Here is a 23,489-nt window from a genome sequence, read left to right on the forward strand (position 1 = left end):
CAAAGGGGAGACGAAAGAAACGCTGCGACGGCTACCGGTCTTCGCCCGACTCGTAGTGTTCGCCCGCCGCTTCCGGGAGTCGCGTCTTCCCGAACAGCGCGAGCACGACGATGACCGCCACGTACGGAATCGTCCGCACGAGCGACTGCGGGACGGCGATGATGGCCGCCGCCTGCAGGCGCAGTTGCAGCGCGTCCAGTCCGGCGAAGAGGAACGTCGACAGCAGCGCGCCGACGGGGTTGTAGTTGCCGAACAGGTAGGCGACGATGGCGATGAACCCCTTCCCGTTCACCATCGTCTGCCCGTTGCCGACGAACTGGCCGAGGCTGAGCGACAGCGCCGCACCGCCGATGCCCGCGAGCAACCCGGAGATGAGCACTGCCGCGTAGCGGACGCGGTTCACGTCGACGCCCGCGGTGTCGAGCGCCTGCGGGTTCTCCCCGCTGGCGACGACCCAGCGGCCGAACGACGTGCGGTTCAGCGTGTACCACGACGCCGCGGTGGCGACGAACATCAGGTAGACTATCGGCGACGTGTCGAACAGCGCGCCGAAGAAGGGGATACCCGCGAGGCCGGGCACCGTGACGGTGCCGAAGGTCTGCACGCTCGTGGTGTTCGGGCCGCCGTAGATGACCTGCGAGGCGAACGGCGCGAGTCCGAGCGCGATGAGCCACACCGCGAGGCCCGCGATGATCTGGTCGGCGCGGAACTCGATGCAGACGACGGCGAACAGCGCCGCCAACAGCACGCTGGCGACGACGCCGACGAACAGGCCGAGCCAGATGTCGCCCGTCACGTCCGTCGCGTAGACGCCGACGAACGCCGAGATGATGAGCAGCCCTTCGAGGCCGATGTTGATGACGCCGCTCTTCTCGGCGAAGATGCCGCCCAGCGCCGCGAAGGCGATGGGAACCGAGAGCCGAAGCGTCGCCGAGAGCGCGCTCTTGGTGAACATGACGCCGAGGATGCGCCCCGGCGTCGACGCCGGGGCGACGAGCCCCCACAGCACGAAGACGGCGGCGGCGACGAGCGCGACGATGCCCGCGATGCGCCGCGTCGAGAGGTCGGAGGTGCGGCTGAGCGTCGCGTTACTCATTTCGCTCACCTCCGGTCGCCGCGGCCGAGTCGTCGGTCACGACCCCTCCATCGGTCGCGACGGGGCGTTCGTCGGAGCTGTCGACGACGAACTTCTGTCCGATGAGTCGGAAGAACTCCGGCATCGCCACGAAGAGGATGATGAGCCCCCGGAGCACGCCGACGAGTTGCGGCGGCACGTCCGTACTCACGTCGACGATGATGGAGCCGCTCTTCAGGATGCCGAACAGCAGCGCGGCGAAGCCGACGCCGAGGGGGTTGTTGCCCGCCAGAATCGAGACGGTGATGCCGTCGAAGCCGTACGCCGGGACGCCGGTCTGGTAGTTGCCGAGAATCATGAGCACGTACATCGCGCCGCCGACGCCGCCGATAGCGCCCGACAGCGTCATGCTGGAGACGATGGTCCGCGCGGCGTCGACGCCGCCGTACTCGGCGGCTTCGGGTTGGATGCCGCTCGTGCGGATGTCGTAGCCGAACGACGTGTGTTCGAGCAGGTAGTACGACGCGCCGACGAGCGCGAGCGCGATTCCGAGCGCGATAATCGAGAAGTCGTCGCGCGGTTCGTACAGAATCGGCGGGATGGTGGCGAACTCCGGGAGACCGACCGTCTCGTTGGCCGGGCTCTCGGGGTCCTTGAACGGGTTCGCGACGAGGAACAGCGCGACGCTCGTCGCCACGAAGTTCAGCATGATGGTCGTGATGACTTCGTTGGCGTCGGCGTACGCCTTCAACGCCCCCGGAATCGCGGCGAACAGGCCGCCGGCGAGCGCGCCGACGACGAGGCCGAACGGGACGAGCACGAGCGTGCCGACGAGACCCGAGACCAGCGAGGAGGCCCAGAGGACGGTGAGCGCCGTCGCCAGCGCGCCGACGACCAACTGACCCTGCATCCCGATGTTGAAGATGCCCGCGCGGAACGCGAGCGCGACGCCGAGGCCGGTGAAGATGAGAATCGTCGTCTCGCGGAGCGTGACCGCCATCTGTCCGTTCAGCGGCGTCCACCCCTCGCGGAACGGCGGCGCGAGTTGCCCCTGCAGGGGTTGGAACAGCGGGTTGATGGGGTTGCCGAGCGCGCCGAGGAAGAGGCTGTCGTAGACGGCGAAGGGGTCGTAACAGAAGCCGACGCCGAAGAACGTCGTCGCCGCGGTCGTACACGTCGTCATCCGACCGGCGGCGAGGACGATGAGGACGCCGACGAACATCGAGAGCACGAGCGCGGCGGTGCTGATGAGCACCCGCTCGAACGCCGAGGCGCGGACGAGTCGCTCGAGCGCGCTCCGACCGCGCGCGCGCCAGTCGCCGGCGCTCATCGGCTCTCACCCCCGGCGGTGGCGCCCGCGTTGTCGTCGTCGGTGGTCCGGTCGCCCGGCCCCGCGTCGTCGGTGGCCCCGCTGCCCGGTCTCTCGCCGCCGTCGGCGGCACGGAGGCTCGTCGCCGACGACTCCTCGGGCAACTGCTCGCCCGCCATCAGCAGGCCGATCTCCTCCTCGGTGACCGTCTCGGGGTCGACGACGTCCATTATCTCGCCGTCGTGCATCACCGCGAGGCGGTCCGAGAGCCCCTGAACCTCTTCGAGTTTCGAGGAGACCAACAGTACGGCCTTGCCGGCCGACCGCAGGTCGAGCAGTCGGTCGTGGATGAACTCCGTCGACCCGATGTCGACGCCGCGGGTCGGGTGGGTGGCGACGACGAGCGACGGGTCGCGCTCGAACTCGCGGCCGACGATGAACTTCTGCTGGTTGCCGCCCGAGAAGGCGGCGGCCTTCGCGTCGCGGTTCGGCGGGCGAACGTCGTACTCGTCGATGATGTCCTGGGCGTGGGTCCGCGCTCGGTTCCACTCGATGCGCCCGTTCTCGGCGAACGGCCGGCTGTGCTGGCTGCCGAGCAGCCCGTTCTCGGTGAGGTCGAACTCCATCACGAGGCCGCGTTCGTGGCGGTCCTCGGGGATGTACGCCATCCCCTCGTCGATGCGGCGCTGGCGCGACCACGCCGTGATGTCGTCGCGCCCGAAAGTGACCGTGCCGGCGGTCGGCTTTCGGAGGCCGGTGATGGCCTCGACGAGCTCGGACTGCCCGTTGCCGTCGACGCCGGCGATGCCGAACACCTCCCCCTCGTGGACGGTGATGGAGACGTCCGAGACGGCTTCGACGCCGCGTTCGTCCTCCGCGGAGAGGCGGTCGACCGAGAGGACCGTCTCGCCGCGTTCGACGCGCGGTTTCTCGACGGTCTCCAACACTTCGCGGCCGACCATCAGCTCCGCGAGCCGTTCGCGGGTCACGTCGGCGGCCGCGACGGTCCCGACGTTCCTCCCGTCGCGGAGGACGGTGATGTCGTCGGCGGCGTGCATCGCCTCGCCCAACTTGTGGGTGATGAAGATGATGGTCTTGCCCTGTGCGGTGAGCTCCTCGAAGACGGCGAAGAGGTCCTCGACTTCCTGCGGCGTCAGCACCGCGGTGGGTTCGTCGAGGATGAGGACGTCAGCGCCCCGGTAGAGCGCCTTCAGAATCTCGACGCGCTGCTGGACGCCGACGCTCACGTCGGCGATAGTCGCGTCGGGGTCGACGTCGAAGCCGTAGCGGTCGCAGAGCTCGACCACCTCGCGGCGGGCGCGGGTGCCGTCGACGGCCAGCCCGCCCCACTTCCGGGGCTCGTTGCCGAGGGTGATGTTCTCGGTGACGCTCATGGGGTCGACCAGCATGAAGTGCTGGTGGATCATCCCGACGCCGGCGTCGATGGCGTCGCCCGGCGAGTCGAAGCGTCTGGGTGGCTGTACGTATCGGTGGGTCGTCTCGTCGTCGGCTTCGAGTCCGTCGCCGTCGACGTAAACGTCGCCCTCGGTCGGTTCGTACAGTCCGTAGAGGACGTTCATCAGCGTCGTCTTCCCCGCGCCGTTCTCGCCGAGGAGCGCGTGTACCGACCCCCGTTCGACGAGTAAGTCGACGTCGTCGTTGGCGACGACGCCGGGAAAACGTTTGGTGATTCCGTCGAGATGGACGGCCGGTTCCATTGGTAGTGGCTTGTTGAGTGTGTGCTTAAGAGCGTGGTTTCGCGGATTGTTCGACTATCGAACCGTTTTCGGTCCCCGACGGACCGAGTTACAGGTTCAGTTCCGACGGATCGGCCGGCACCGAGATGTCGCCGTCGATGATGGCCTGTCGCGTCTCGCCGACGGTGGACTTCACGTCCTGGGGAATCTCGCCGCCGATGCTGTCGCCGTAGACGGCCGCGACGCCCTCCTGTTCGAGGCCGAGCGTCGTGACGCTGCCCCCCTCGAACTCGGCGTTGACGACGCTCTCGATGGAGGTGTAGACGGCCGTGTCGACGCGCTTGACCATGCTCGCGAGGATGACGTCCGCGTAGCCGGATTTCGTGAGCGACTGGTCCTGGTCGACGCCGATGGCGAACTTGCCGGCGTCCTGCGCCGCCTGGAAGACGCCCGTCCCGGCGTTGCCGGCGGCGTGGTAGACGATGTCGACGCCGTCGTTGTACATCGCCGTCGCCGCCTCGTTACCCGCCTGCGTGTCGTTGAAGTTCCCGACGTAGCTGACCTGCACGTCGATGTCCTGGCTCACCTCGGCGACGCCCGCGCGGTAGCCCGCCTCGAACTTGCCGATGAGGTCGCCCTCGACGCCGCCGACGAAGCCGACCGACGACTGGTCGGGGGTCGTCTCGCCGCCGCCGGCGCTGAACTCCTGTTGGGTGAGCAGCCCGGCCATCTGACCGACGAGGAACGACCCCTCCTCTTCGCCGAACACGTAGCTCTCCACGTTCGGCTCCTCGACGACGCTGTCGACGATCATGAAGTTCTGGTCGGGGTAGTCGGGGGCGTTCTCCGCGAGCGCTTCGGCCTGCAGGAAGCCGATACAGCAGATGAGGTCGTGTTCGCCGCTCTGGGCGAACTGCTGCTGGTACGTCTGGAACTCCGTCACCTCGCTCGGCTGGACGTTGTCGTGGGTGACGCTGTACTCGTCGGCCGCCTGCTGGACGCCGGTCTGCGCCTGGTCGTTGAACGAACCGTCGCCGAGGCCGCCCGTCGCGTACACCATACCGACGCTCACGTCGGCGCTGCCGGAAGCGCCCGCGCCGCCGTCGCTCGACTCGTTGCCCGAGCCGCTGTCGTTGCCGCCGCTGCTCTCGTTGTTGCCGTCGTCTTCGGTCGGACCGCCGGTACAGCCGGCAAGTCCCGCGATTCCCGCCGCGCCCGTCGCCTTCAGGAGTGTCCGCCTATCCACATTCATGACTACGTCTGGACGAAGGTGGCGGCGAAATAGGCATAAAGGCGTCGTTTGCGCCGGACGGCGCTCAGAGACGCCCCGAACGCCCGACGGTGGTCAGTTCTTCGCCGTCTCGACGGCGCGTTCGACGACGGCACCGGCGTCAGCGACGAGCGAGTCGACGTCGTCGCTCTCGGCGTAGAGCCGAACGTACGGTTCGGTGCCGCTCGGACGGACGAGCAGCCACGAACTGTCGGGGAACTCCAGTCTGACGCCGTACTCGGTGTCGACGCTCGCCTCCGGGAAGGCGTCGGGAAGCGTCCGTTCGAGCGTGGCCATCGTCTCGCGCTTGGCCTCGTCGGGACAGTCGACGCTCACCTTCCGGTAGGGGCGTTCGGTCACGGGGTCGCGCAGCGCGTCGAGACCCGCGTCGGCGACGAGTCGGCCGACGACCGCCGCGGAGACGACGCCGTCTATCCACCCGCCGAACTGCGTGTGGATGTGTTTCCACGGCTCGGCGGCGAAGACGACGTCGCCGCCGGCGTTCTCGGCGGCGGCGATGCCCTCGTGCAGCGCGCCGAGGCGGACGCGTTCGACGCGGCCGCCGGCCTCGCGGACGCGTTCGTCGATGCGCGCGGAGGCGTTCGGCGTCGTCACGACGACGGGGTCGTCGGCGTTGACGCTGCGGACGTAGTGTTCGGCCAGAATCGCGACGACGGTGTCCTCGTGAACCACCTCGCCGTCGGGGGCGACGACGACGATTCGGTCGGCGTCGCCGTCGTGACCGATGCCGAAGGCGAAGGGGTCGCCGTCGTCGCCGGCGTCGGCGACGAACGTCCGGAGGTCCCGGAGCGACTCGGGCGTCGGCTTGCTCTCGCGGCCGGGGAAGTGCCCGTCGACGTTCCCGTTGAGCGTGACGACCTCCGCGCCGAGCGAGCGAAGCACCTGCGGGGTGGCGAGACCGGCCATCCCGTTCCCGCAGTCGACGGCGACGCGGAGCCCCGCGAGCGGCGCACCGCGGCCGCGGGCGTAGTCGACGACGGCGCTGCGGTACGCCGAGAGCACCGCCTCGTTCTCGCTGTCGCCCCACTGGTCCCACGCGGTGGGCGGTTCGTCGCCGGCGACGCGCTCTTCGACCGCCCGCTCGGCCGTCCGGTCGTACTCGACGCCGTCGTCGAACACCTTGATGCCGTTGTCCGTCGGCGGGTTGTGCGACGCGGTGAGCATCACGCCGCGCCGACCCCGCGAGGCGAACGCGAGCGCGGGCGTCGGCAGCATCCCGGCGCGGCGAACGCCGGCACCGGCGGACAACAGTCCCGCCTCGACGGCGGCGGCGAGCGCCGGCCCGGTCACTCGTCCGTCGCGCGCGACGACGAACTCCGCGCCGTCCCGACCGACCGCGCGGCCGACGGCGAGGGCGAGTTCGGGCGTCACGCGCTCGGTCGCGCTTCCCCGGATTCCGGCAGTTCCGAACAGTTCCATACGCGGAGGTATCGGGCGGTGTACTTAGATGGTCCCGATTCGGCCGCGCCCGCGGCCCGACGTATTTTGCCGGTCGCCCGCGAACGTCGCCCATGAGCGAGACACCGTCCGACTCCGACAGAACCCGCGCGCACGTCTTCGTCACCGGCCGCGTCCAGGGCGTCTTCTACCGAGCGAACACCCGCGATACGGCGAACGAGCGGGGCGTCGACGGCTGGGTTCGCAACCTCGACGACGGCCGCGTCGAAGCCGTTTTCGAGGGCGTTCCCGACGCCGTCGACTCGATGGTCGAGTGGTGCGAGAGCGGCAGTTCGGACGCCGAGGTCGACGACGTGAAAGCGGAGTACGAGGAGCCGGAAGGGCTCGACGGCTTCGAGGTCCGACGCTGAGCGGCGGCGGAGAGGCAGAGAAGCGGGGAGCGTGGGGAGCGTCTGTCACGCGAAGGCTATCTCCTCGCCGCACCATCCACTCTCGTGAACGACATCACCACCGCAGTCGACATCGACGCACCGCCCGAGACGGTCTGGCGCGTCCTCACCGACTTCGAGAGCTACCCCGACTGGAACCCCTACACCGTCGTCTCCGGCCGCGCCGAGGAGGGGACACGGCTCCGCGTCTCGCCCGGCCCGGAGGCCGGGCGTGTGCCGACGTTCCGACCGCGCGTGCTCCGCGCCGACCCGAACCGCGAACTCCGGTGGATCGGCCACCTGTACGTCCGCGGCCTCTTCGACGGCGAACACCGGTTCGTGGTCGAGTCTCGCGACGACGACCGTTCGCGACTCGTCCAGTCGGAGTCGTTCTCGGGGGTGTTCGCGGGACCGATTCTCCGACGCATCGGAGCCGACACGGAGGCGAACTTCCGCGGCGTGAACGAGGCGCTGAAAGCGCGGGCTGAGGCGCTGTGGGCCGACCGAGTGGGCAGCGCGGATTCGAATATCACCGCCGGTACCGGAGAGTCGGCGACCTGACCCTTCCCGAGAGAAACGTTCATACCGTGACCGCGTGAGAACCGGTCCGATGCACCTCGGTAACTCGTCGCCACGTCGCGCACAGACCGTCCGTCGCCTGCCCCCTCTTCCCGCCGGAGGCCGCCCGTGAGGGTCGCGGCGATTCCGTGGACGATTCTGACCGTCGTCGGACTCGTCGCCACCCTCTCGACGGGTTTTCTCATCGTCCGCGGCCCGTTCTTCGGCGGACCGACGCTCGACCCGCTCTCGCTTCTCGTCGCCACCGGCGGCTTCATCGCCGCCATCATCGCCCTCGCGTTCGGCGGGTCGAAACTGGCGCGCGTCGTCCTGTTCTGACTCCCCGCCGGAGTCGCTGTCGGCGACGACCGTGCGCCGAAACGGCGTATTCGGTGTCGAGGATGCCTCTCTCGGACGAGCATTCGAAAACAGGGGTTCGGCCGACTCGGGCCCGAGCCGTGCTGGCGGCTACGAATCGGAGTCCGCTCTACCGACGAGCGCCTCGATACCGCTCCCGGCCGCGCGGGTCAGCACCGCCGCCATCGCGGTTCCCGCGCTCCAGATGGCCGTCTCCTCCGGCGGTTCGGTCCCCTCGCCCTCGTACAGCACCGAGAGCAGGAAGATGTCGTCGTCGGCGAGCACTACCCGGCCGGTGAAGTCGCCGGGCGCGTCCGCGGGGGGCGCGGCGACGTCGACGGCGTCGTCGCGGGCGAACACCTCGCGGACGGCGGCGCTGGCGCTGACGACGTCGACGTCCACTCCCGCGTCCGCTCGCTCCCGAAGCGCGACCACCACGTCGTCGTCGAGCAAGTCGACGGAGTCGGCCCCGAAGAGGATTCGTCGCTCCGCGCGGCGGACCAGGTCGACGGTCCGGTCGTCGATGGGTCTGCGGCCGCGGACGGTCCAGACGTCGTCGCGGGTCTCCTCGCCGTGTTCCTCGCTTCGGAGCTCCGCGAGGGCGTCGAAGGCGCGGTCCCGCTCGCGTTCGAGGCGAACGGTCAGCAGTTCCTTCGCCGCCTCCAAACTGACCGGGCGGTACCGCTTCGGCGTCGACTGCTGCAGTTCGACCAGACCCCGCGCTTCGAGGTCCTCGGCCGCGCCGTACACCTGCGAGCGCGGGACGCCCGCGAGGTCGTGGACGTCCTTGGCCGTGCCGGTGCCGAGTCGGTGGAGCGCGACGAAGACCCGCGCCTCGTAGTTCGAGAGACCGAGGCGTTCGAGCGCCTCCTCGACGTCGCGTTCGTCGGGCCTGTCGTCGGTCATCGTTCCTCCCTCGTCTCCCGCCCTTTCGACTGTTTCGTTTCCGGGCGGGCCGGTCGGTCGCTTCGTTCGTCCGCTTCGGTTGCGAACCTGCCGCTGCTTCGCTTCACTTGCGACGTAGGTTTGCTCGTTACACTCACAAACCCACCGTCGCGGCACTTCACTTGCGACGAGGTGTCACTCACTACGTTCGTGACACTACCGCCACTTCGCTTCGCTCGTGACGTAGGTTTGCTCGTTACACTCACAAACCCACCATCCGTCGCGACGCCGTCGCCGCGGTCCGGAGCGCCCGCCCCGTGACCGATGGGGACGGCGGGGTCGTTGCCCTGGTGCCGGTCCCACAGCACGAGCACCGACGGGAGCACGAGCAGCGAGACGAAGAACGAGTACGCGATGCTGAGCGCGGTCAACACGCCGAACTGTCCGAGGACGTCCAGCACCGAGAGCACGAGCACGCCGATGCCGAACGTCGTCGTCAGCATGCTCCCCGCGAGCGCACCGCCCGTCCCGCGAACGGTTCGGTCGAGCGCCGTAAACAGCGAGTGCGTCCGCCGCTCGTCGACGAACCGGTGGACGACGTGGACCGAGTAGTCGATACCGAGACCGATAGTGATGGCGAGAATCGTCGCCGTGAACGCGTTGAACGAGATTCCCAGGAGGCGCATCGTCCCCGCGATGAGCGCGACGGCGACGCCGATGGGAATGGTGTTGACGACTCCCAGCGAGGGGTACCCCTCGACGAGCCAGTAGACGAAGACGAGAAACACCACCGTCACGACGAGGGCGAAGGCGAGGCTCGAAATCGCCGACTGGAGGATGAGGTCCGACACCGCCTTGAACACGACCGTGTTGCCGGTGGCGATAGCACCGTCGCCGCGGAACTTCTCGGCGACGCTCCGGGCGTCCTCGGTCACCGCGGTCTGGCTGGCGCTGGCCTTCGTCGAGTAGGTGACGCGGGTGCTCCGGCGGTCGTCCGAGAGATACTCCTGCGCCTGCGCGCTCGCCGGCGTGTCCATCAGCGCGTCGTACACGTCGCCGAGGTTTCGGTCGGGAATGCCGTTTCCGTCGGCGTCGTTGCGGTCGACCACCGCCGCGAACTCGGGGTCGCTGGCGGCTTGCGACTGGATGACCGTCACGATGCTCTCGGAGTCGGCGCGGCCGCCCGACTGGACGAACGAGTCAGGCGGGTCGTCGCCGGCGCGGTGAAGCTCTTCGAGCGCCGTGTCCCGCTCCATGTTCGTCTCCCAGTAGACGGTCGCGCTGCCGCCCTGCGTCGTCTCGAACTTCTCTTCGAGGAAGTTCAGCGTCGCGACGACCGAGTAGTCCGACGGCGCAAACGGCTCCGGGAGCGCGTCGAGGTAGTCGGGCGTCTCCTCCGGCGGGAGGAAGTCCTCCTGGGAGAAACTCGTGTCGACGCCCGTCGCGTACGCGCCCGCGACTGCGCTCAAGAGCACGACGGCGAGCAGGAACAACGCGGGAGCCTTCCCGGCGACGACGACGCCGCCGCGGAGCGCCTCGCCGAAGCGCGACCCCTCCGCGCCCAGCGGCGACTCGCTGAACGTCGGAACCGGCCAGTCCTCGCGGCGGCGGTCTATCCACACCTTCGCCGCCGGGAGGAAGATGCCGAAGATGAGGAACGTGAACACGATACCGACGGCGGCGACGACGCCGAAGTCCCGAATCGGCGGGAGGTCGGACACGAGATTCGAGAGGAAACCGATGACCGTCGTCCCGGTGACGATGAAGAACGCGACGAGCAGTTGGTCGGTCGTCAGTCGCATCGCGCCGTCGATGTCGTGGCCGTCGGCTCTGTCCTCGCGGTAGCGGTTGATGGCGTGGATACCGAAGTCGATGCCGACCGCGAGCAGTAGCGGCGGCACCGCGATCATCATCTGACTGAACGGGATGCCGGCGAGGCCGAGGAACCCGAACGTCCAGACGACGGCCATGAGAAGCGACAACCCGCCCAAGAGCAGGTCCACGAGGTCGCGGTAGGCGACGACGAGGAAGAACACGATGAAGATGACCGCCGCGGGCGTCACGATGAGAAGCGAGTCGGTGATGACCGAACTGAACTCGTCTGCGGTGACGCCGCTGCCGAAGACGGTGATGTCGTCGCTCGTCGCGGCGACGACGCGCTGCGCCTGCTGTTGAATCGGCGTGAGCGGACTCGTCCCGCCCTGGCCGGCGGCCGACGACTCGTAGCCGGGAACGTCGTGTTGGACGACGCCGATGGTCGCCGACGCCGACGCCGACCGGCGGTTGAAGTCGTTACTCAGCGTTCCGGTGAGCCCGGGGTTGTTCGCGTTCTCCCTGACCGCAGTCCGAATCTCGCCGGGCGAGGCCCGCTCGACGGCGGTTATCTGCGCGTCGAGCGTCTCCGCCTCGGGGTCGAGCGTCTGTGCAACGACGCTCGCGGCGCTGCTCGTCGACGAGACGCGGAGGTCGGTCCGGTCTTCGAGTGCGTCCTGCGTCCGCAGCATCTCCAGGAGCGCCGGTTTCGCCAGCACGTTCTGGCTGCGCTGGATCAACTGCGTCGACCCGGGTTCGCTCTCGAACGACGCGCCGAACTCGCGGTTGATGTCCTCGAGCGCCTGGTTCGCGGGGATGTCCTCGGCGAACTGCTCGGTGCCCGACTCCGTCGAGACGTTGCCGAGCCCGGCGGTGAAGACGAGCGTCAAGACGAGAAACAGGACGACGACGCGTCCCGACCGCTCGACGATGCGCTCGTCTACCCAGTCGATGGCGCGCTGGTGGTCCAGCGCCATGCTCAGAGGCCGCCGGAGCGTCGGCGGTACAGTACCGCGCCGACGCCGACGAGGGCGATGGCTCCGACGCCGACGAGCGTCAGCGGGACGTTTCCGCCGTCGTCGTTCGCAACCTCGACGGGCAGTTGGTACGTGTCCGAAATCCGTTCGGTGCCGGAGGCGTCCTCGTATCGGAAGTCCATCTTCACCGGGTACGTCTTCGCCAGCGCGTCGCCGCCGACGTTGACGCCGAAGACGAGTTTGGCGCTCTCACCGGGCGCGAGTTCGTCGACGTACGCCTCGCTGTTGTCGGCGCTGATGGGCGATTCGGGGAATACCTTCGCCGACACCTCGCGGAGCGGTTCGTCGCGGTTGTTCGTCACCTCGACGACGAGTTCGCCGCTCTCGCCCGCCGCGAACGTCGTGTTGACGCCTTCGAGACCGAACTCGTCGCGCCGTTCGCCGACGTCGACCCGCACGTCGAGCGGGTCGCTCGTGCGCTGAGTGCCGTCACCGGTCCGGTACTGCGCCTCCAGCGAGAACTGCCGCGGGCCGGCGTCGGCGTTGTCGGTCACCTCGGTCGAGAAGTCGAACGCCGCGCGTTCGCCCGGTTCGAGCGTCCCGACGGCGTACTCCGTCTCGACGGGGTTCACGTTCGAGTTCCGACTCTCGAAGACGAGGACGACGTTGTCGGCGGTCGTCTCGCCGGTGTTGACGAGTTCGCCCGACAGCGACCCCTCCTCGCCGACGTGCAGCGACCCCTCGACGTTCTCCAACTCGAAGGTCTGTTCGGCGAGCGGCGTCACGCCGAAGGAGACGGGGGGCGTTTCTGCGCTCTCGCCGTTTTCGTTCTCGTAGGACGTGGTCGCGCGCATCGTGTACGCCTCCGGGTTCGCGTTGTCGGCGACGGTCACGTCGTACTGCAGCGTCCGGGTCTCGCCGGGTTCCCAGCGCTGTACGAACCGGCTCGCCGACTCGCTCTCGCCGAAGCGGACGTCGGCGTTCGTCGTCTGAACGGAGACGGAGGCGTTGCGGGCGACGCTCTCGCCGACGTTCCGCATCGTGACGTTCATCGTCCCGCTCGCGCCGGCGGGTGCGTCCGTCTCGACGTCGGTGACGACGAAGCGCGCGCGGTCGTCGACGCGGACGGTCACGTCGACGGTTTCGGTCGTCCGCTCGTCGTTGTCGTACTCGTAGGTGAGTTCGAGGTCGAGGTCGTACGTCCCCGACTCGATGTCGTTGGGGACGCCGACCCGGAAGTCGAGGTTCGTCGGTTGGCCGTCCTGCATCGTGCCGACGAGACGCGTCCCCGAACGGACCGAGATGGGCGTCCCACCCGACTTCAGCCTCGCCTCGACGTTACGGGCGTTTCGAGCCTGTTCGTCGACGTCTTCGGCGTCGTTGACGAGTTGCACCGAGAGGTTCGACTGCTGGCCGGGCGTGAGCGTCGGTTCGGGGACGTACACCTCGAACCGGGGGTCTTCGATGGCCGACACCGTCGCCGGCGTCGTGAGCAGTGCGAGGACGAGAAAGACGCTGAGTACTTTTCTGCGCATGTATTGAGTAGTGTCCGGACGGCGGCGCCGAGCGACCGATGCCGGGGGATTCGGTCGGTGTCGACGCTCGCGGTCGACTGGCTTCGCTCCACCGTATACGCCGCTACTACATAAGTTGTTGTAAATTTCTACAAACTACCTATCGATTCGTTCGGACACCGACGTGCGACGCCCTCCCAAACGAATCGGCGGACGGAGGGGGAGCGGCGGGAGCGGCGAGAGAGTCGAGAGCGGTCCGAGTCGGCCGACAACGGAACGAGCCTACGGGGCGGTGGCGTACCGGGCGTCGAGATGGCCGAGTATGCGGTCGACGATGGACGGGTCGTACGTCCAGAAACCGTAGAACTCCCGGTTCCCGCGCTCTTCCGCGAGGAGCGCGCAGCTATCGCTTGCGACGTCGCCGCCGTCGTAGACGACGAACCACGAGTCCGCAATCTCCTCGGTATCGACGACGTGCGGCGTGACGCCGGCTATCTCGGCGGACTCGCCGCCCTCGGCGGCGTACACGTGGACGTCGAGGGTCGTACTCCCGAGCTGCGCGTACACGTCCGATTGGGCTTCGAGGGCGCGTACGCGCTGGAAGCCGGCGTGGAGTGCCCCCGATTTCGACCGCCAGGCGCGGTCCTCGATCTCCCTCGACGCCGCGACCATCTGCCCGACGTCGTACGAGGTGAACGTCGTCCCGTCGAGATGTTCGAGCAGTTTACTGAACCCGGTCCGCTCGCCGATTCCGCGCCGAAACGGCGCGGTCAGCGACTGTAAATCGACAGCCGTGAGCACGTCGCCATCCTCGCTCAGCACCGCGAACCCGCCGGGGCCGCCCGCGGCGCTCCCCTCCTGAACGGAGACTCGTTGGGAGGCGAAGTACGCCTCCAGTTCCTCGACGACGGACGGGGACGCCGGGTCGAACACCGTCAGCGTCTTCTCCCGGCTCTCCACCCCCTCTATCACTGCTCTCAGCGACATACCCCCCGTACTCTCTCGGCGTCTAAATGAGTTGTTCGTCGGAGTGACAAGAGATATATCCTCTGAGAATAATGTCAGGATAGATGACAGAGCCGGTCGCACAGACCGGGGCCGGCCGGCGTCGGGTCGTCGTCCTCGGCCGCGGCGAGTTCGCCGACGAACTGGTGGAGACGCTCCGCGACTCCGCCGTCACGGCCGCGCACGCCACCGAGGCGGCGGCGGCGCTCTCCGCGCTCAGCGACGGACCCGTCGACTGTTTCGTCGTCGTCGCCGACGGCTCGCTCCCGACGCCGGCGTCGGAGCTGTTCTCGCTCGCGCGCAGTCGGACGACCGCACCGGGACTGTACGTGAGCGACGAGACGGCCGCACTGCCGCCGGCGGTCGAGCAGGTTCCGGCGGACACGACGCACGCGACGACGCGAGTCCGTCGGGCGTTGCTCGACTCGGCCGTAGACGACGTCCCCGCGTCGACGACGACCGACTCCGTCGGCGCGTACGGTTCGACGGTCAGTCACGAACTGGGCAACCAGTTGATGAAACTCGACTTCGCGGCTGATTCGGCGTCCGACGGAGACGAGGCGAGACGACTCGACCGGGTGCTCTCGCGCCTCCGACGGCTGGCCGACGAGGCCGAAGCGGTCGGCCGCGGGACCGCCGCGCCGGAGACGGTCGAACTCGACGCCGTCGCGGCCGACGCCTGGGACCGCGTCGAGGCGTCCGACGCGGACCTCGTCGTCGAGGCCGACCGCTCGCTGGAGGCGGACCCGCTGCTTCTGGTGCTGTTCTTCGAGAACGTGTTCAGAAACGCCGTCCGCCACGGCGGCCGTGACGTGACGGTACGCGTCGAGACGACGCCGCGGGGGTTCGCCGTCGCCGACGACGGGCCCGGGTTCCCCGAGGACGCGCGGCTGTTCGAGTGGGGGCACACCACCGGAAACGGCTCCGGAACGGGACTCGGTATCGTCGCTCGCATCGCCGACGCGCACGACTGGACCGTCACCGCGTACAACGACGGCGGGGCGGTGCTCGACGTTCGAACCGAGTGACGAGAACGCGTTCGAGGAGCGGGGAGAAACCGAGCGAACGCCGCGGACGGCGCTCCGACTACGAGGCGTCGCCGGGGCCGATGGCGACGGCGTAACTCTCGGAGCCCAGTTCCTCCAACTGGTCGGTGGTCTGTCGGCGGAGCGTCGCGAGCCGCCGCTTCAGCAGTTCGTAGTTCGAGTCCGATTCGAGCCGGCGAGCGCTGTGTTCGGTCTCCAAGAGCGCGACTTTCGAGGCGACGGCGAAGAACTCCTGCAACTGCGAGTCGTACGTCGCGCGGACCAGCAGACTTTCGACGGCCGCGAACAGGTCGTCGCGGCGGACGGGCTTGACGAGGTACTCGTCGAACGGCATCTCCGCGACATCGGTGGTCGGGTCGACGGCGGTGACCATCGCCACCTGCGGCGGGTTCTCGCGTTCGTGCAACGCCGAGAGCACCTCGTCGCCCGACATACCGGGCATTCGACGGTCGAGTAAGACGGCGTCGGCGTCGTCGGCGAGTTCGAGCGCCTCCGCGCCGCTGGTAGCGGTCAGCACGCGATAGCGGTCTCGCAGGCGCTCGGCGTGGCCGTGCGCGATGTCGGGGTCGTCGTCGACGACGAGTACGGTGTGGTCCATAGTGCGCCTCTCTTTGTCGACTGTGTTCTTTCCAGCGTGTTAATATTTTGGTAATACATCACAGTCAAACGAGTTGACAATATCGTCAGACGCCGAGGCGCTTCCTCGCGCCGGGGGACGAACTCGCGTCAGTCGGGGGTGACACCGAGATCTTCGAGCGCCCAGCGGACGATTTTCGCCTCGACGACGGCCCGCGTCTCGGCGTCGGCGTCGGTCAGCACGCGGTCGGTCTCTTCGAGGAATCGTCGCTCCGTCTTCGTCTGGTCGGGTTCGTCGCGCGTCGCGTTCAGCAACGCCTCGAAATCCTCGCGGAGGTCGAACGACGCGTAGGCGACGTTGCAGCGCGAGAGGGGACTCATCCCGAGGTTCGACACGAAGTCGGTGACGGTCTCCCAGTCGGAGTCGCAGAAGTGAATCGACACCTCGCCGACGATGTCGCGCCACGCGATGGGGTCGCCGTTGCGCATCAGCGTCACCGCCCGCGGCGGCAGGTCGAGTCGGGCGACGGTCTCTCGTTCGCCGCAGAGACAGCACGGCCTCTCGGTTTTGCCCGTGTACATACCTCCGGTTGGAACCGCGTGAAGTTGGACGTGTCGAGCGAACGGGGCGGCGGTGCGAGACGGGTGAGCCTCGTCGACGAACCGACCGCGTCCCGGTTCGTCACTGCTGCGGCGGCGACTCGACGGGCGACTCGACGGGTGACTCGGTGTCGGCGGCGAGCCACTCGCTGGCCCACGACTCGATCTCCTCGAACACCGGGCAGAGCGACCGCCCTTTCGGCGTGAGGCTGTAGTACGTCGCCACCGGCGCGTCCTCCTCCAGTCGCCGGTCGACGAACCCCATCTCCCGGAGGTCGTCGAGCACGCGCGAGAGCGTGCGCGAACTCGCGTCCGTCGAGCGCTTCAGTTCGTTGAACCGCTTCTCTCCCTCCTGGAGGTCGTGCAGCACGATGAGTCGCCACTGCGACCCGATCTGTTCGAGCGAGTCGATGACCGGACAGACCGCCAGCGGCTTCTCGGTGTCGAGATTGGATGACATCGGTGTTACCTGGTCACGTCTATGTCCGCGAACGGATATATAGGTTCGTATCGAATACCAGGTAACGTGATGCAACCACGTTTCAATCAGATAGCAGAAACGGATCGTTCACCGACCGAACGCGGCCAGATAGCGGGGCGAGCGCGATGACGGTGCTACAGAGCACCGTCGCGTTCGACGGCCCGGCGGGACTCGCGTTCCTGCTCGGGCGCGTCCTCTTCGGCGCGATTTTGGCGTTCAACGGCCTGAACCACTTCCTCAACGGCGACCAGTTAATCGGCTACGCGCGGGCCAAAGGCGTCCCCGCGCCGGGGATCGCCGTCCCGTTCACGGGCGGGATGCTGCTGTTCGGCGGCGTCGGCGTCGCCCTCGGCTTGCTCCCGACGCTCGCGGCGGGGGCGCTCGTCGTCTTCCTGCTCGTGACGACGCCGCTCATGCACGACTTCTGGGCCGCGCCCGCGGAGCAACGGCAGAGCGAGATGACGAGTTTTCTGAAGAACGTCGCCATGCTCGGCGGCGCGCTCGTCTTCCTCGGCCTCAGCGCCGTGCCGTGGCCGTACGCGCTCTGAGCCGACGGCAAACCACCTCGAACGACCCCGAACCTCCAGTACCGTTAACCGACTTTCGGACCAACGACGGACGACACCCATGACAGACGCACCACCGACGACCGGACTGCACCACGTGACGAACATCTGTACCGACATAGAGGAGACCAAGGCGTTCTACGAGGACGTCCTCGGCTGGCACACCGTGAAAATGACCCAGAACTACGACGACCCGGGGACGCCGCACTACTACTTCTCGTCGACGCCGGAGGGCGAGCCGGGGACGAACGTCACCTACTTCGAGTACCCCGACTCCCGCGGCGTCCCCGGCCCGGGAGCGAGCCACCACTTCGCCTTCGGCGTCGAGGACAGGGAGACCTTAGATGAGTGGCGCGAACACCTCGTCGACCACGGCGTGCGCGTCTCGAACGTCAAGAACCGGACGTACTTCGAGAGCATCTACTTCACCGACCCCGACGGCCTCGTCTTCGAACTCGCCACGATGGAACCGGGGTTCACCTACGACGAGGCGGAGCCGGGGAGCGACGAGATAGATCCGTTCGAGAAGGGCTACGGTGACGACTGAATGGAGGGCGCGCCCGACGCGTTCGGTTCCTCCTATCGGTTGCTCGCGGGGTCCGTCGTTCCGCGCCCCATCGCGTGGGTGAGCAGTCGCAGCGAGGATGGGGTTGACAACCTCGCGCCGTACAGCTTCTTCAACGTCGTCACGCCCGACCCGCCGGTCGTGATGTTCTCGCCGGTCGGCGTCGGCGACGACCGAAAGGACACGACGGAGAACGTCCTCGCCACCGAGGAGTTCGTCGTCCACGTCGTCACCCGCGACCTCGCCGAGGCGATGAACGCGACGAGCGCGACGCTCGAACGCGGCGAGAGCGAGTTCGACCACGCGGGGTTAGAGAAAGTGGAAGCGACGACCGTCGACGCCGCCCGCGTCGCCGACGCGAAAGTCGCCTTCGAGTGCCGCCTCTACGACGCCCACGAGGTCGGTCGGTCGACGATGATTCTCGGCGAGGTCGTCCACGCCCACGTCGCCGACGAACTGCTCACCGACGGGAAGATGGACGTGACGAAACTCGACGCAGTAGGTCGACTCTCGGGCAGTCAGTACGCGACGACCGACGAGCGGTTCTCGCTGGAACGGCCGCCGTGAACCGCGGACGCGCCGCGTAGCGCGTCGGTCGAACGACGAGTCGCTTTCGTCCGGCGTCCGTCGTGTCGTCACCCGCGTCCCGCCCGCCTCCAGCGTCCCGCCTGCCTCCAGCGTCTCGCCTGCCTCCCGCGTCCCGCCTGCCTCTAGCGTCTCGCCCGCCTCCCGCGCTCGGTCGCTGGCGCGAAAGTCCCGTCGTCGACCCGCAGGAGGCGACTACCGGCGGGTCGGAGGAGAATATAAGGACGTAAGTGTGGTATTGAATGTTATTATTCCCTCCCTGAAAGCGTTAAGAAGGGTCGCTGGCTACCGTGGTCCAAGATGTCACGGAGCACCGACGCACGAGACGGAGAGAAACGAACGATGAAAGACGTGAGCCACACCGCGCCGAACGGCGTCTCCGCGGACAACGTCTGGCGACGCGGCGGTAACCGAGACGAATCCGACCGCGACGACGAGTAACCGCGCGAGTACGACGAACTTCTCTTACTCTCCGAAAACGACGAGATACACTGCACCAGCGACGCCGCCGGCGAACATGGCGACGCCGAGGACGACGAATACACCGACGAGAACTGTCGTCCCGAGCAGTCCCGGTCCGAGAAACGAGAGGGTCGCCGCCGCGGCGAAGCAGACGAGCGCGACCGCTCCGGTGATGAGCAGCGTCGAGCGCGGGGTTAGGTCGTCACCGTATGCCACGTCCCCCACCACGACCTTTCGCGTAGTAAAAGGTCGCACGAGTGAACAACTCGACATATCGAGGTACAGTTACCGTCGAACGTATCTTATCTTCAACTAGTCTGACGATAGAAGTCTCCAAAAATACTCAATAATTTTATCACGTCGTTGTTCTTCGACTCGCCCGTGATAACAGTCGAGGACCTCAGAAAGGAGTACGGCGGCTTCGTCGCCGTCGAGGGGAGTTCGTTCGAGGTCGACGAGGGGGAGATATTCGGCGTCGTCGGTCCCAACGGGGCGGGGAAGACGACGACGCTGAAGATGCTCTCGGGGCTCGTCGAACCGACGAGCGGGGCGGCGACGGTCGCCGGCTACGACGCCGCCGACCCGGCGATGCGGGCGTCGCTCGGTTTTCTCCCCGAGGAGTCGCCGCTCTACGAGGACATGACGCCGCGGTCGTACCTCCGCTTCTTCGCGGACCTCTACGACGTACCCCGCGAGGTGGCGGTTCGGCGGAGCGAGGAGACGCTCGACCGCCTCGAACTGGAGCACCGCGACCGCCGCCTCGGCGATATGTCGAAGGGGATGAAACGGAAGGTCGCCATCGCGCGGTCGCTCGTCAACGACCCACAGGTCCTCATCTACGACGAACCCGCCAGCGGCCTCGACCCGCTGACGACGAACTACGTGCTGGAGTTCACGAAGGAACTCGCCGCGGCGGGCAAGACGGTGCTGTTCAGCGCGCACAACCTCTACCACGTCGAGAGCGTCTGCGACCGCATCATAATCATGAATCGCGGCGAGATCGTCGCCCGCGGCACCGTCGCCGAGATTCGAGAGCGACACGGCGAAACGGCGTACCACGTGTTCACGACCGTCGCAGTCGACGGCGCGGACCGGGTCGAGGAGGCGCCCGACGGAGCGGCGCGCTATCGCCGCGTCGTCGACGATATGGTCGCCGTCGAAGCCGTCCGGAGCGAGGCCGAATCGAGGGGCGGCGAAGTGGTCGACATCCGAACCGAGGAACCGAGCCTCGAAGCCCTCTTTCTCGACATCGCCGGCGGCGGAACCGTTTCGCCGCCCGCCCGAGGTGAGTCGTGAGCGGTTCGTCGAGAACGCTCGCCGCTCGGTCCGCCGACTGGACCCGGAAGACGGTCGCTCGACTCGTCGACTGGACCCGGAAGACGCTCCGCGTCGCCCGCTGGGAGGCCGCCAGGACGGCGGGCGTCTTCGACCGGAAGACCGCCGGTGCAGCGTTCGCCGCCGCGCTCCTCGTCGGAGCGTTCGGCGCCGCCGCGCTCTCGACGGGCGGGGCGGGCGTCGCCCTCGACGAGAACATCTACCGCGTCGGCATCGCGGCCGACAGTCCCTACTACGACGCGGTGGCGGAGAGCCCCCCGCTCGCAGCGCGTCCGCCCGACGAAGCGGCGCTGAGAGACGGCGAGATAGACGCGCTGGTCCGTGGCAACGGAGTCGAACCCGCCGACTCCGAGCGCGGCCGCGCGGCCGCCGCCGCCTATCGGTCGGCGGTGCAGTCGTACAACGACCGCCGGATGCTCGCCGAGGAGAACCAGTCGGCGGCGTTCCCCGTCGTGGTCGAGATACGGTACGCCGACCGCGGGGAGGCGTCGGGCGGGTCGGCCGCGACGGACGTCGGCGGCGACACCGAGTCGTCGGGCGGTGACGAGTCGTCGGGCGGCGACGAGTCGTCGAACGCCGAGAGCGAGTCGGGTGCTTCGGGCGGGACGGGCGAGTCGGCCGGAGCCGACGAGTCGGACAACGCCGAGGGTGACGGGGGTCTCGCAGTCCCCGACGTCGGCGGCAGCGGTGCCCTCTTCGGCGGCCAGAGCTCCGGGTCGCCGGCTGACATCGCGCCGCCCTTTCCCTTCGGGTCGCTCGTGCTCGCGTTCGCGTTCCTCGTTCCGGTGAACTTCGTCGTCCAGTCGTACGGCAGCACGATGCTGAACGAGCGCATCAACCGCCGCGGCGAACTGCTTCTCGTCGCGCCGCTGTCGCCGACGAGCATCGTCGCCGGGAAGACGCTGCCCTACGCACTGGCGATTCTCGGCGTGACGACGCTCATCGCCGCCCTCGTCGGCGGCGGACTGCTCTCGGTCGCCGCGGTGTTCCCGCTCGCGCTCGCGTACCTGGCGGCGACGTTCGTCGGCGCGATGTTCGCGCGCTCGTTCAAGGAACTCACGTTCGTCACCGTCGCGCTGTCGGTGTTTCTGACGACGTACGCGTTCGTCCCGGCTATCTTCACCGACGTGACGCCCATCGCGCTCATCTCGCCGCTGACGCTCGTCGTCCGCGACCTGCAGGGCGCGGCGGTGTCGGCCGGCGAGTACGCCTTCGCCACCGGCTCGTTCTACTTCGGGTCGGGCGTGCTGTTCCTGCTCGGCGTCGGCGTCTACCGCGAGGAGGACCTGTTCACCCAGCGGTCGGTCCCGCTGAAGTTCCTCGACGCGCTCGACAGCCGCCTCTCGGGGAAGCGCTCCGTCGCGGTGCTGAGCGCGCTGTTCATCCCGTTCGTCTTCGTCGCCGAACTGCTCGCGGTCGCGGTGCTGTTCGCGCTCCCGGTTCAGCTCTCGATGCCGCTTCTCCTGGCGTCGATCGCCGCCGTCGAGGAGTTCGCCAAGAGCGTCCACGTCTACGCCGGCTTCGAGAAGAACCGCTTCGAGCGGTCGGTGCCGACGGCGGTCGTGTTGGGTTCGCTGTCGGCCGTCGGCTTCTTCGCCGGCGAGAAAGTGACTGCCGTCGTCCAACTCGTCGGCCTGCCGGAGTTGGCGCTCGGACGGGCGGCGTTCGCCACCTCCGGTCTCCCCGGTATCGGCCCGGCGGGCGCGGTCGGCCTCCTCCTCGCACCGCTGCTCTTGCACGTCGTCACCGCGAGCCTCACGGCTATCGGCGCGAGCAGGAACCGGCTGCTCTACGTGGCGTCGCTGGTGGTCGCCGTCGCCGTTCACACCTTCTACAACCTCGCGGTGGTGGTCTCCCTTGCGTGACCGACGACTCACCATCGCGCGCCGCGAACTCTCGGTGCTGCGTTCGGAGAAGACTATCGTGCTGGCGCTCCTCATCCAGCTGTTCATCGCGGCGTTCTCGTCGTTTCTCGTCGTCGGACTCGTCTCGCTGTACGACCCCGGCAGCTCGGAGGGGTACGACGTCGACGTCGGCGTCTCGGGGGAGGCTCGCTACGAGCTCGTCTACGCGGCTCACAGCGTCTCGGGGGCGCAGCCGGTTCTCTTCGACTCGGAGACGGCCGCCCGACAGGCGTTCGACCGTCGACAGGTCGACGCGATTCTCCACACCGACCGCCGCGGCGGGCGCGTACACGTCACGGCGACGGTTCCCGACGACAACGTTCGGACGACGGTGACCGTCACGCAGGTACGCGACACGCTGCGGGAATTCGAGCGCCGCGAACGGTTCGAACGTTCGGAGTCGCTGTCGAGAACTCCGCTGGAGCTACCGGACGCGCCGGCGTCGAGCCCGTACCACGGCTTCACCTACACGGCGCTGATTCCGCTGTTGCTCTTTCTCCCCGTGTTCATCAGCGGGTCGCTCGTCGTCGACTCGGTGACCGAGGAGTTCGAGCGCGGCACGCTCGAACTGCTCCGCGTCGCCCCGCTGTCGCTTTCGGACATCGTCGACGGAAAACTGCTGGCTGCGGCGGGCCTCGCGCCCGCGCAGGCGGCGCTGTGGCTCGCGGTGCTCTCGCTCAACGGCACCGCTGTCTCCGGCGCGGGACGACTCCTCGCGCTCGTCGCCGCGCTGGCGGTGCTCGCCGCCGGTTTGGGCGTCGTCGTCTCGCTCGTCGCCGCCGAGCGCCGGACCGCCCAGCTGCTCTACTCGCTGGGCGTTCTCCTCGCGTTCGCCGGCGCGACGCTCTCGCCGCTGAGTCCCACGAACGTCGTCGCCCGCCTCGCCATCGGCAGCGCCGACGCGACGGTGACGCTCGTCGTCGCCGGCTACGTCGTCCTCGCCGTCGTCGCCTACGGCGGCGTTCGCACGGCGGTCGGTCGGTTCGACGCGACGAGCGTCTGACCGGCCGTCACGACTCGCACCGGCGGGACTGATTTTTTGCAACTTCGGCTCGTCTACTCG

The 23,489-nt window shown here is 68.1% G+C and carries 24 protein-coding genes; 11 read left to right on the forward strand and 13 right to left on the reverse strand.

Annotated elements, in window-relative coordinates; genetic code table 11:
• Positions 1–31: 31 nt before the first annotated feature.
• The 5 genes from DV709_RS02315 to DV709_RS02335 all read right to left on the reverse strand — a co-directional run bounded on the left by DV709_RS02315 (position 32) and on the right by DV709_RS02335 (position 6,791).
• Positions 32–1,096 (reverse strand): ABC transporter permease, encoded by a 1,065-nt coding sequence (locus DV709_RS02315; protein ID WP_117591377.1) that lies wholly within the window; start codon positions 1,094–1,096, stop codon positions 32–34.
• A complete protein-coding gene (locus tag DV709_RS02320; protein WP_117591378.1) occupies positions 1,089–2,405 on the reverse strand; it encodes an ABC transporter permease in 1,317 nt (438 codons plus the stop codon). Before DV709_RS02320 ends, DV709_RS02315 begins: the two co-directional genes overlap by 8 nt.
• Positions 2,402–4,102: an ABC transporter ATP-binding protein gene (locus tag DV709_RS02325; protein WP_117591380.1), complete on the reverse strand. Its 1,701-nt coding sequence runs from the start codon at positions 4,100–4,102 to the stop codon at positions 2,402–2,404. The genes DV709_RS02320 and DV709_RS02325 overlap by 4 nt, the downstream gene beginning before the upstream one ends.
• 88 nt (positions 4,103–4,190) lie before the next feature.
• Positions 4,191–5,333, reverse strand: coding sequence for a BMP family lipoprotein (locus DV709_RS02330; protein ID WP_117591382.1), 1,143 nt, complete (start codon positions 5,331–5,333; stop codon positions 4,191–4,193).
• Between the two features lie 93 nt (positions 5,334–5,426).
• On the reverse strand, positions 5,427–6,791 hold the full coding sequence (locus DV709_RS02335; RefSeq protein ID WP_117591385.1) for a phosphomannomutase: 1,365 nt from the start codon (positions 6,789–6,791) through the stop codon (positions 5,427–5,429).
• Positions 6,792–6,883: 92 nt separating this feature from the next.
• Between DV709_RS02335 and DV709_RS02340 the strand changes: the two genes are divergently transcribed.
• The 3 genes from DV709_RS02340 to DV709_RS02350 all read left to right on the forward strand — a co-directional run bounded on the left by DV709_RS02340 (position 6,884) and on the right by DV709_RS02350 (position 8,095).
• Complete coding sequence (locus DV709_RS02340; RefSeq protein WP_117591387.1) at positions 6,884–7,180, forward strand: acylphosphatase; 297 nt, start codon at positions 6,884–6,886, stop codon at positions 7,178–7,180.
• An 84-nt stretch (positions 7,181–7,264) separates the two neighbouring features.
• On the forward strand, positions 7,265–7,759 hold the full coding sequence (locus tag DV709_RS02345; RefSeq protein ID WP_117591389.1) for an SRPBCC domain-containing protein: 495 nt from the start codon (positions 7,265–7,267) through the stop codon (positions 7,757–7,759).
• Positions 7,760–7,885: 126 nt separating this feature from the next.
• Positions 7,886–8,095, forward strand: a complete 210-nt coding sequence (locus DV709_RS02350; protein WP_117591391.1) for a hypothetical protein — start codon at positions 7,886–7,888, stop codon at positions 8,093–8,095.
• Positions 8,096–8,224: 129 nt separating this feature from the next.
• Here the strand turns inward: DV709_RS02350 and DV709_RS02355 are convergent, their stop codons facing one another.
• The 4 genes from DV709_RS02355 to DV709_RS02370 form a co-directional block, all read right to left on the reverse strand.
• A complete protein-coding gene (locus DV709_RS02355) occupies positions 8,225–9,019 on the reverse strand; it encodes a TrmB family transcriptional regulator (protein ID WP_117591393.1) in 795 nt (264 codons plus the stop codon).
• Positions 9,016–11,787: an efflux RND transporter permease subunit gene (locus tag DV709_RS02360; RefSeq protein WP_117591395.1), complete on the reverse strand. Its 2,772-nt coding sequence runs from the start codon at positions 11,785–11,787 to the stop codon at positions 9,016–9,018. The genes DV709_RS02355 and DV709_RS02360 overlap by 4 nt, the downstream gene beginning before the upstream one ends.
• A gap of 2 nt (positions 11,788–11,789) precedes the next feature.
• On the reverse strand, positions 11,790–13,322 hold the full coding sequence (locus DV709_RS17565; RefSeq protein WP_157972625.1) for a COG1361 S-layer family protein: 1,533 nt from the start codon (positions 13,320–13,322) through the stop codon (positions 11,790–11,792).
• Between the two features lie 261 nt (positions 13,323–13,583).
• Positions 13,584–14,288, reverse strand: a complete 705-nt coding sequence (locus DV709_RS02370) for a DICT sensory domain-containing protein (RefSeq protein WP_117591397.1) — start codon at positions 14,286–14,288, stop codon at positions 13,584–13,586.
• Between the two features lie 83 nt (positions 14,289–14,371).
• Between DV709_RS02370 and DV709_RS02375 the strand changes: the two genes are divergently transcribed.
• A complete protein-coding gene (locus DV709_RS02375; RefSeq protein WP_117591399.1) occupies positions 14,372–15,334 on the forward strand; it encodes a sensor histidine kinase in 963 nt (320 codons plus the stop codon).
• A gap of 58 nt (positions 15,335–15,392) precedes the next feature.
• On the opposite strand, the gene DV709_RS02380 is transcribed toward DV709_RS02375, so the two are convergent.
• The 3 genes from DV709_RS02380 to DV709_RS02390 form a co-directional block, all read right to left on the reverse strand.
• Entirely contained in the window at positions 15,393–15,950 is a 558-nt protein-coding gene (locus DV709_RS02380) for a response regulator (protein ID WP_117591401.1), read from the reverse strand.
• A gap of 128 nt (positions 15,951–16,078) precedes the next feature.
• Complete coding sequence (locus tag DV709_RS02385) at positions 16,079–16,510, reverse strand: hypothetical protein (RefSeq protein ID WP_117591403.1); 432 nt, start codon at positions 16,508–16,510, stop codon at positions 16,079–16,081.
• A 100-nt stretch (positions 16,511–16,610) separates the two neighbouring features.
• Complete coding sequence (locus tag DV709_RS02390) at positions 16,611–16,988, reverse strand: winged helix-turn-helix transcriptional regulator (protein WP_117591406.1); 378 nt, start codon at positions 16,986–16,988, stop codon at positions 16,611–16,613.
• A gap of 146 nt (positions 16,989–17,134) precedes the next feature.
• On the opposite strand from DV709_RS02390, the gene DV709_RS02395 reads away from it, so the two are divergent.
• From DV709_RS02395 to DV709_RS17940, 4 genes are all read left to right on the forward strand, one after another.
• Positions 17,135–17,557, forward strand: a complete 423-nt coding sequence (locus tag DV709_RS02395; protein ID WP_117591408.1) for a DoxX family protein — start codon at positions 17,135–17,137, stop codon at positions 17,555–17,557.
• Positions 17,558–17,636: 79 nt separating this feature from the next.
• Positions 17,637–18,122 carry a VOC family protein gene (locus tag DV709_RS02400; RefSeq protein ID WP_117591409.1) on the forward strand — a complete coding sequence of 162 codons (486 nt, stop codon included), beginning with the start codon at positions 17,637–17,639 and terminating at the stop codon, positions 18,120–18,122.
• A complete protein-coding gene (locus DV709_RS02405; protein ID WP_117591411.1) occupies positions 18,123–18,707 on the forward strand; it encodes a flavin reductase family protein in 585 nt (194 codons plus the stop codon).
• A 318-nt stretch (positions 18,708–19,025) separates the two neighbouring features.
• Complete coding sequence (locus DV709_RS17940) at positions 19,026–19,166, forward strand: hypothetical protein (protein WP_198665632.1); 141 nt, start codon at positions 19,026–19,028, stop codon at positions 19,164–19,166.
• A 24-nt stretch (positions 19,167–19,190) separates the two neighbouring features.
• On the opposite strand, the gene DV709_RS02410 is transcribed toward DV709_RS17940, so the two are convergent.
• A complete protein-coding gene (locus tag DV709_RS02410; protein ID WP_117591413.1) occupies positions 19,191–19,403 on the reverse strand; it encodes a hypothetical protein in 213 nt (70 codons plus the stop codon).
• A 165-nt stretch (positions 19,404–19,568) separates the two neighbouring features.
• Between DV709_RS02410 and DV709_RS02415 the strand changes: the two genes are divergently transcribed.
• Genes DV709_RS02415 through DV709_RS02425 form a run of 3 tightly spaced genes read left to right on the forward strand, consistent with a single transcriptional unit; the run spans position 19,569 to position 23,429 of the window.
• Positions 19,569–20,483, forward strand: a complete 915-nt coding sequence (locus DV709_RS02415; RefSeq protein ID WP_117591415.1) for an ABC transporter ATP-binding protein — start codon at positions 19,569–19,571, stop codon at positions 20,481–20,483.
• The gene (locus DV709_RS02420) at positions 20,480–22,387 is read left to right on the forward strand and encodes an ABC transporter permease (protein ID WP_117591417.1); all 1,908 of its coding nucleotides are present in this window, start codon (positions 20,480–20,482) and stop codon (positions 22,385–22,387) included. The genes DV709_RS02415 and DV709_RS02420 overlap by 4 nt, the downstream gene beginning before the upstream one ends.
• Positions 22,380–23,429 carry an ABC transporter permease gene (locus tag DV709_RS02425; RefSeq protein WP_117591419.1) on the forward strand — a complete coding sequence of 350 codons (1,050 nt, stop codon included), beginning with the start codon at positions 22,380–22,382 and terminating at the stop codon, positions 23,427–23,429. Before DV709_RS02420 ends, DV709_RS02425 begins: the two co-directional genes overlap by 8 nt.
• Positions 23,430–23,489 lie beyond the last annotated feature (60 nt).

The sequence above is a fragment of the Haloprofundus halophilus genome (assembly GCF_003439925.1).
GTDB lineage: Archaea > Halobacteriota > Halobacteria > Halobacteriales > Haloferacaceae > Haloprofundus > Haloprofundus halophilus.

Bases quoted from the DNA above. Each gene is read 5' to 3' on its own strand.
- DV709_RS02325 (WP_117591380.1), bottom strand. From the start codon at position 4,102: ATGGAACCGGCCGTCCATCTCGACGGAATCACCAAACGTTTTCCCGGC.
- DV709_RS17940 (WP_198665632.1), top strand. From the start codon at position 19,026: ATGTCACGGAGCACCGACGCACGAGACGGAGAGAAACGAACGATGAAA.
- DV709_RS02390 (WP_117591406.1), bottom strand. From the start codon at position 16,988: ATGTCATCCAATCTCGACACCGAGAAGCCGCTGGCGGTCTGTCCGGTC.
- DV709_RS02370 (WP_117591397.1), bottom strand. From the start codon at position 14,288: ATGTCGCTGAGAGCAGTGATAGAGGGGGTGGAGAGCCGGGAGAAGACG.
- DV709_RS02385 (WP_117591403.1), bottom strand. From the start codon at position 16,510: ATGTACACGGGCAAAACCGAGAGGCCGTGCTGTCTCTGCGGCGAACGA.
- DV709_RS17565 (WP_157972625.1), bottom strand. From the start codon at position 13,322: ATGCGCAGAAAAGTACTCAGCGTCTTTCTCGTCCTCGCACTGCTCACG.
- DV709_RS02340 (WP_117591387.1), top strand. From the start codon at position 6,884: ATGAGCGAGACACCGTCCGACTCCGACAGAACCCGCGCGCACGTCTTC.
- DV709_RS02315 (WP_117591377.1), bottom strand. From the start codon at position 1,096: ATGAGTAACGCGACGCTCAGCCGCACCTCCGACCTCTCGACGCGGCGC.
- DV709_RS02355 (WP_117591393.1), bottom strand. From the start codon at position 9,019: ATGACCGACGACAGGCCCGACGAACGCGACGTCGAGGAGGCGCTCGAA.
- DV709_RS02395 (WP_117591408.1), top strand. From the start codon at position 17,135: ATGACGGTGCTACAGAGCACCGTCGCGTTCGACGGCCCGGCGGGACTC.
- DV709_RS02375 (WP_117591399.1), top strand. From the start codon at position 14,372: ATGACAGAGCCGGTCGCACAGACCGGGGCCGGCCGGCGTCGGGTCGTC.
- DV709_RS02400 (WP_117591409.1), top strand. From the start codon at position 17,637: ATGACAGACGCACCACCGACGACCGGACTGCACCACGTGACGAACATC.
- DV709_RS02405 (WP_117591411.1), top strand. From the start codon at position 18,123: ATGGAGGGCGCGCCCGACGCGTTCGGTTCCTCCTATCGGTTGCTCGCG.
- DV709_RS02335 (WP_117591385.1), bottom strand. From the start codon at position 6,791: ATGGAACTGTTCGGAACTGCCGGAATCCGGGGAAGCGCGACCGAGCGC.
- DV709_RS02380 (WP_117591401.1), bottom strand. From the start codon at position 15,950: ATGGACCACACCGTACTCGTCGTCGACGACGACCCCGACATCGCGCAC.
- DV709_RS02320 (WP_117591378.1), bottom strand. From the start codon at position 2,405: ATGAGCGCCGGCGACTGGCGCGCGCGCGGTCGGAGCGCGCTCGAGCGA.
- DV709_RS02330 (WP_117591382.1), bottom strand. From the start codon at position 5,333: ATGAATGTGGATAGGCGGACACTCCTGAAGGCGACGGGCGCGGCGGGA.
- DV709_RS02360 (WP_117591395.1), bottom strand. From the start codon at position 11,787: ATGGCGCTGGACCACCAGCGCGCCATCGACTGGGTAGACGAGCGCATC.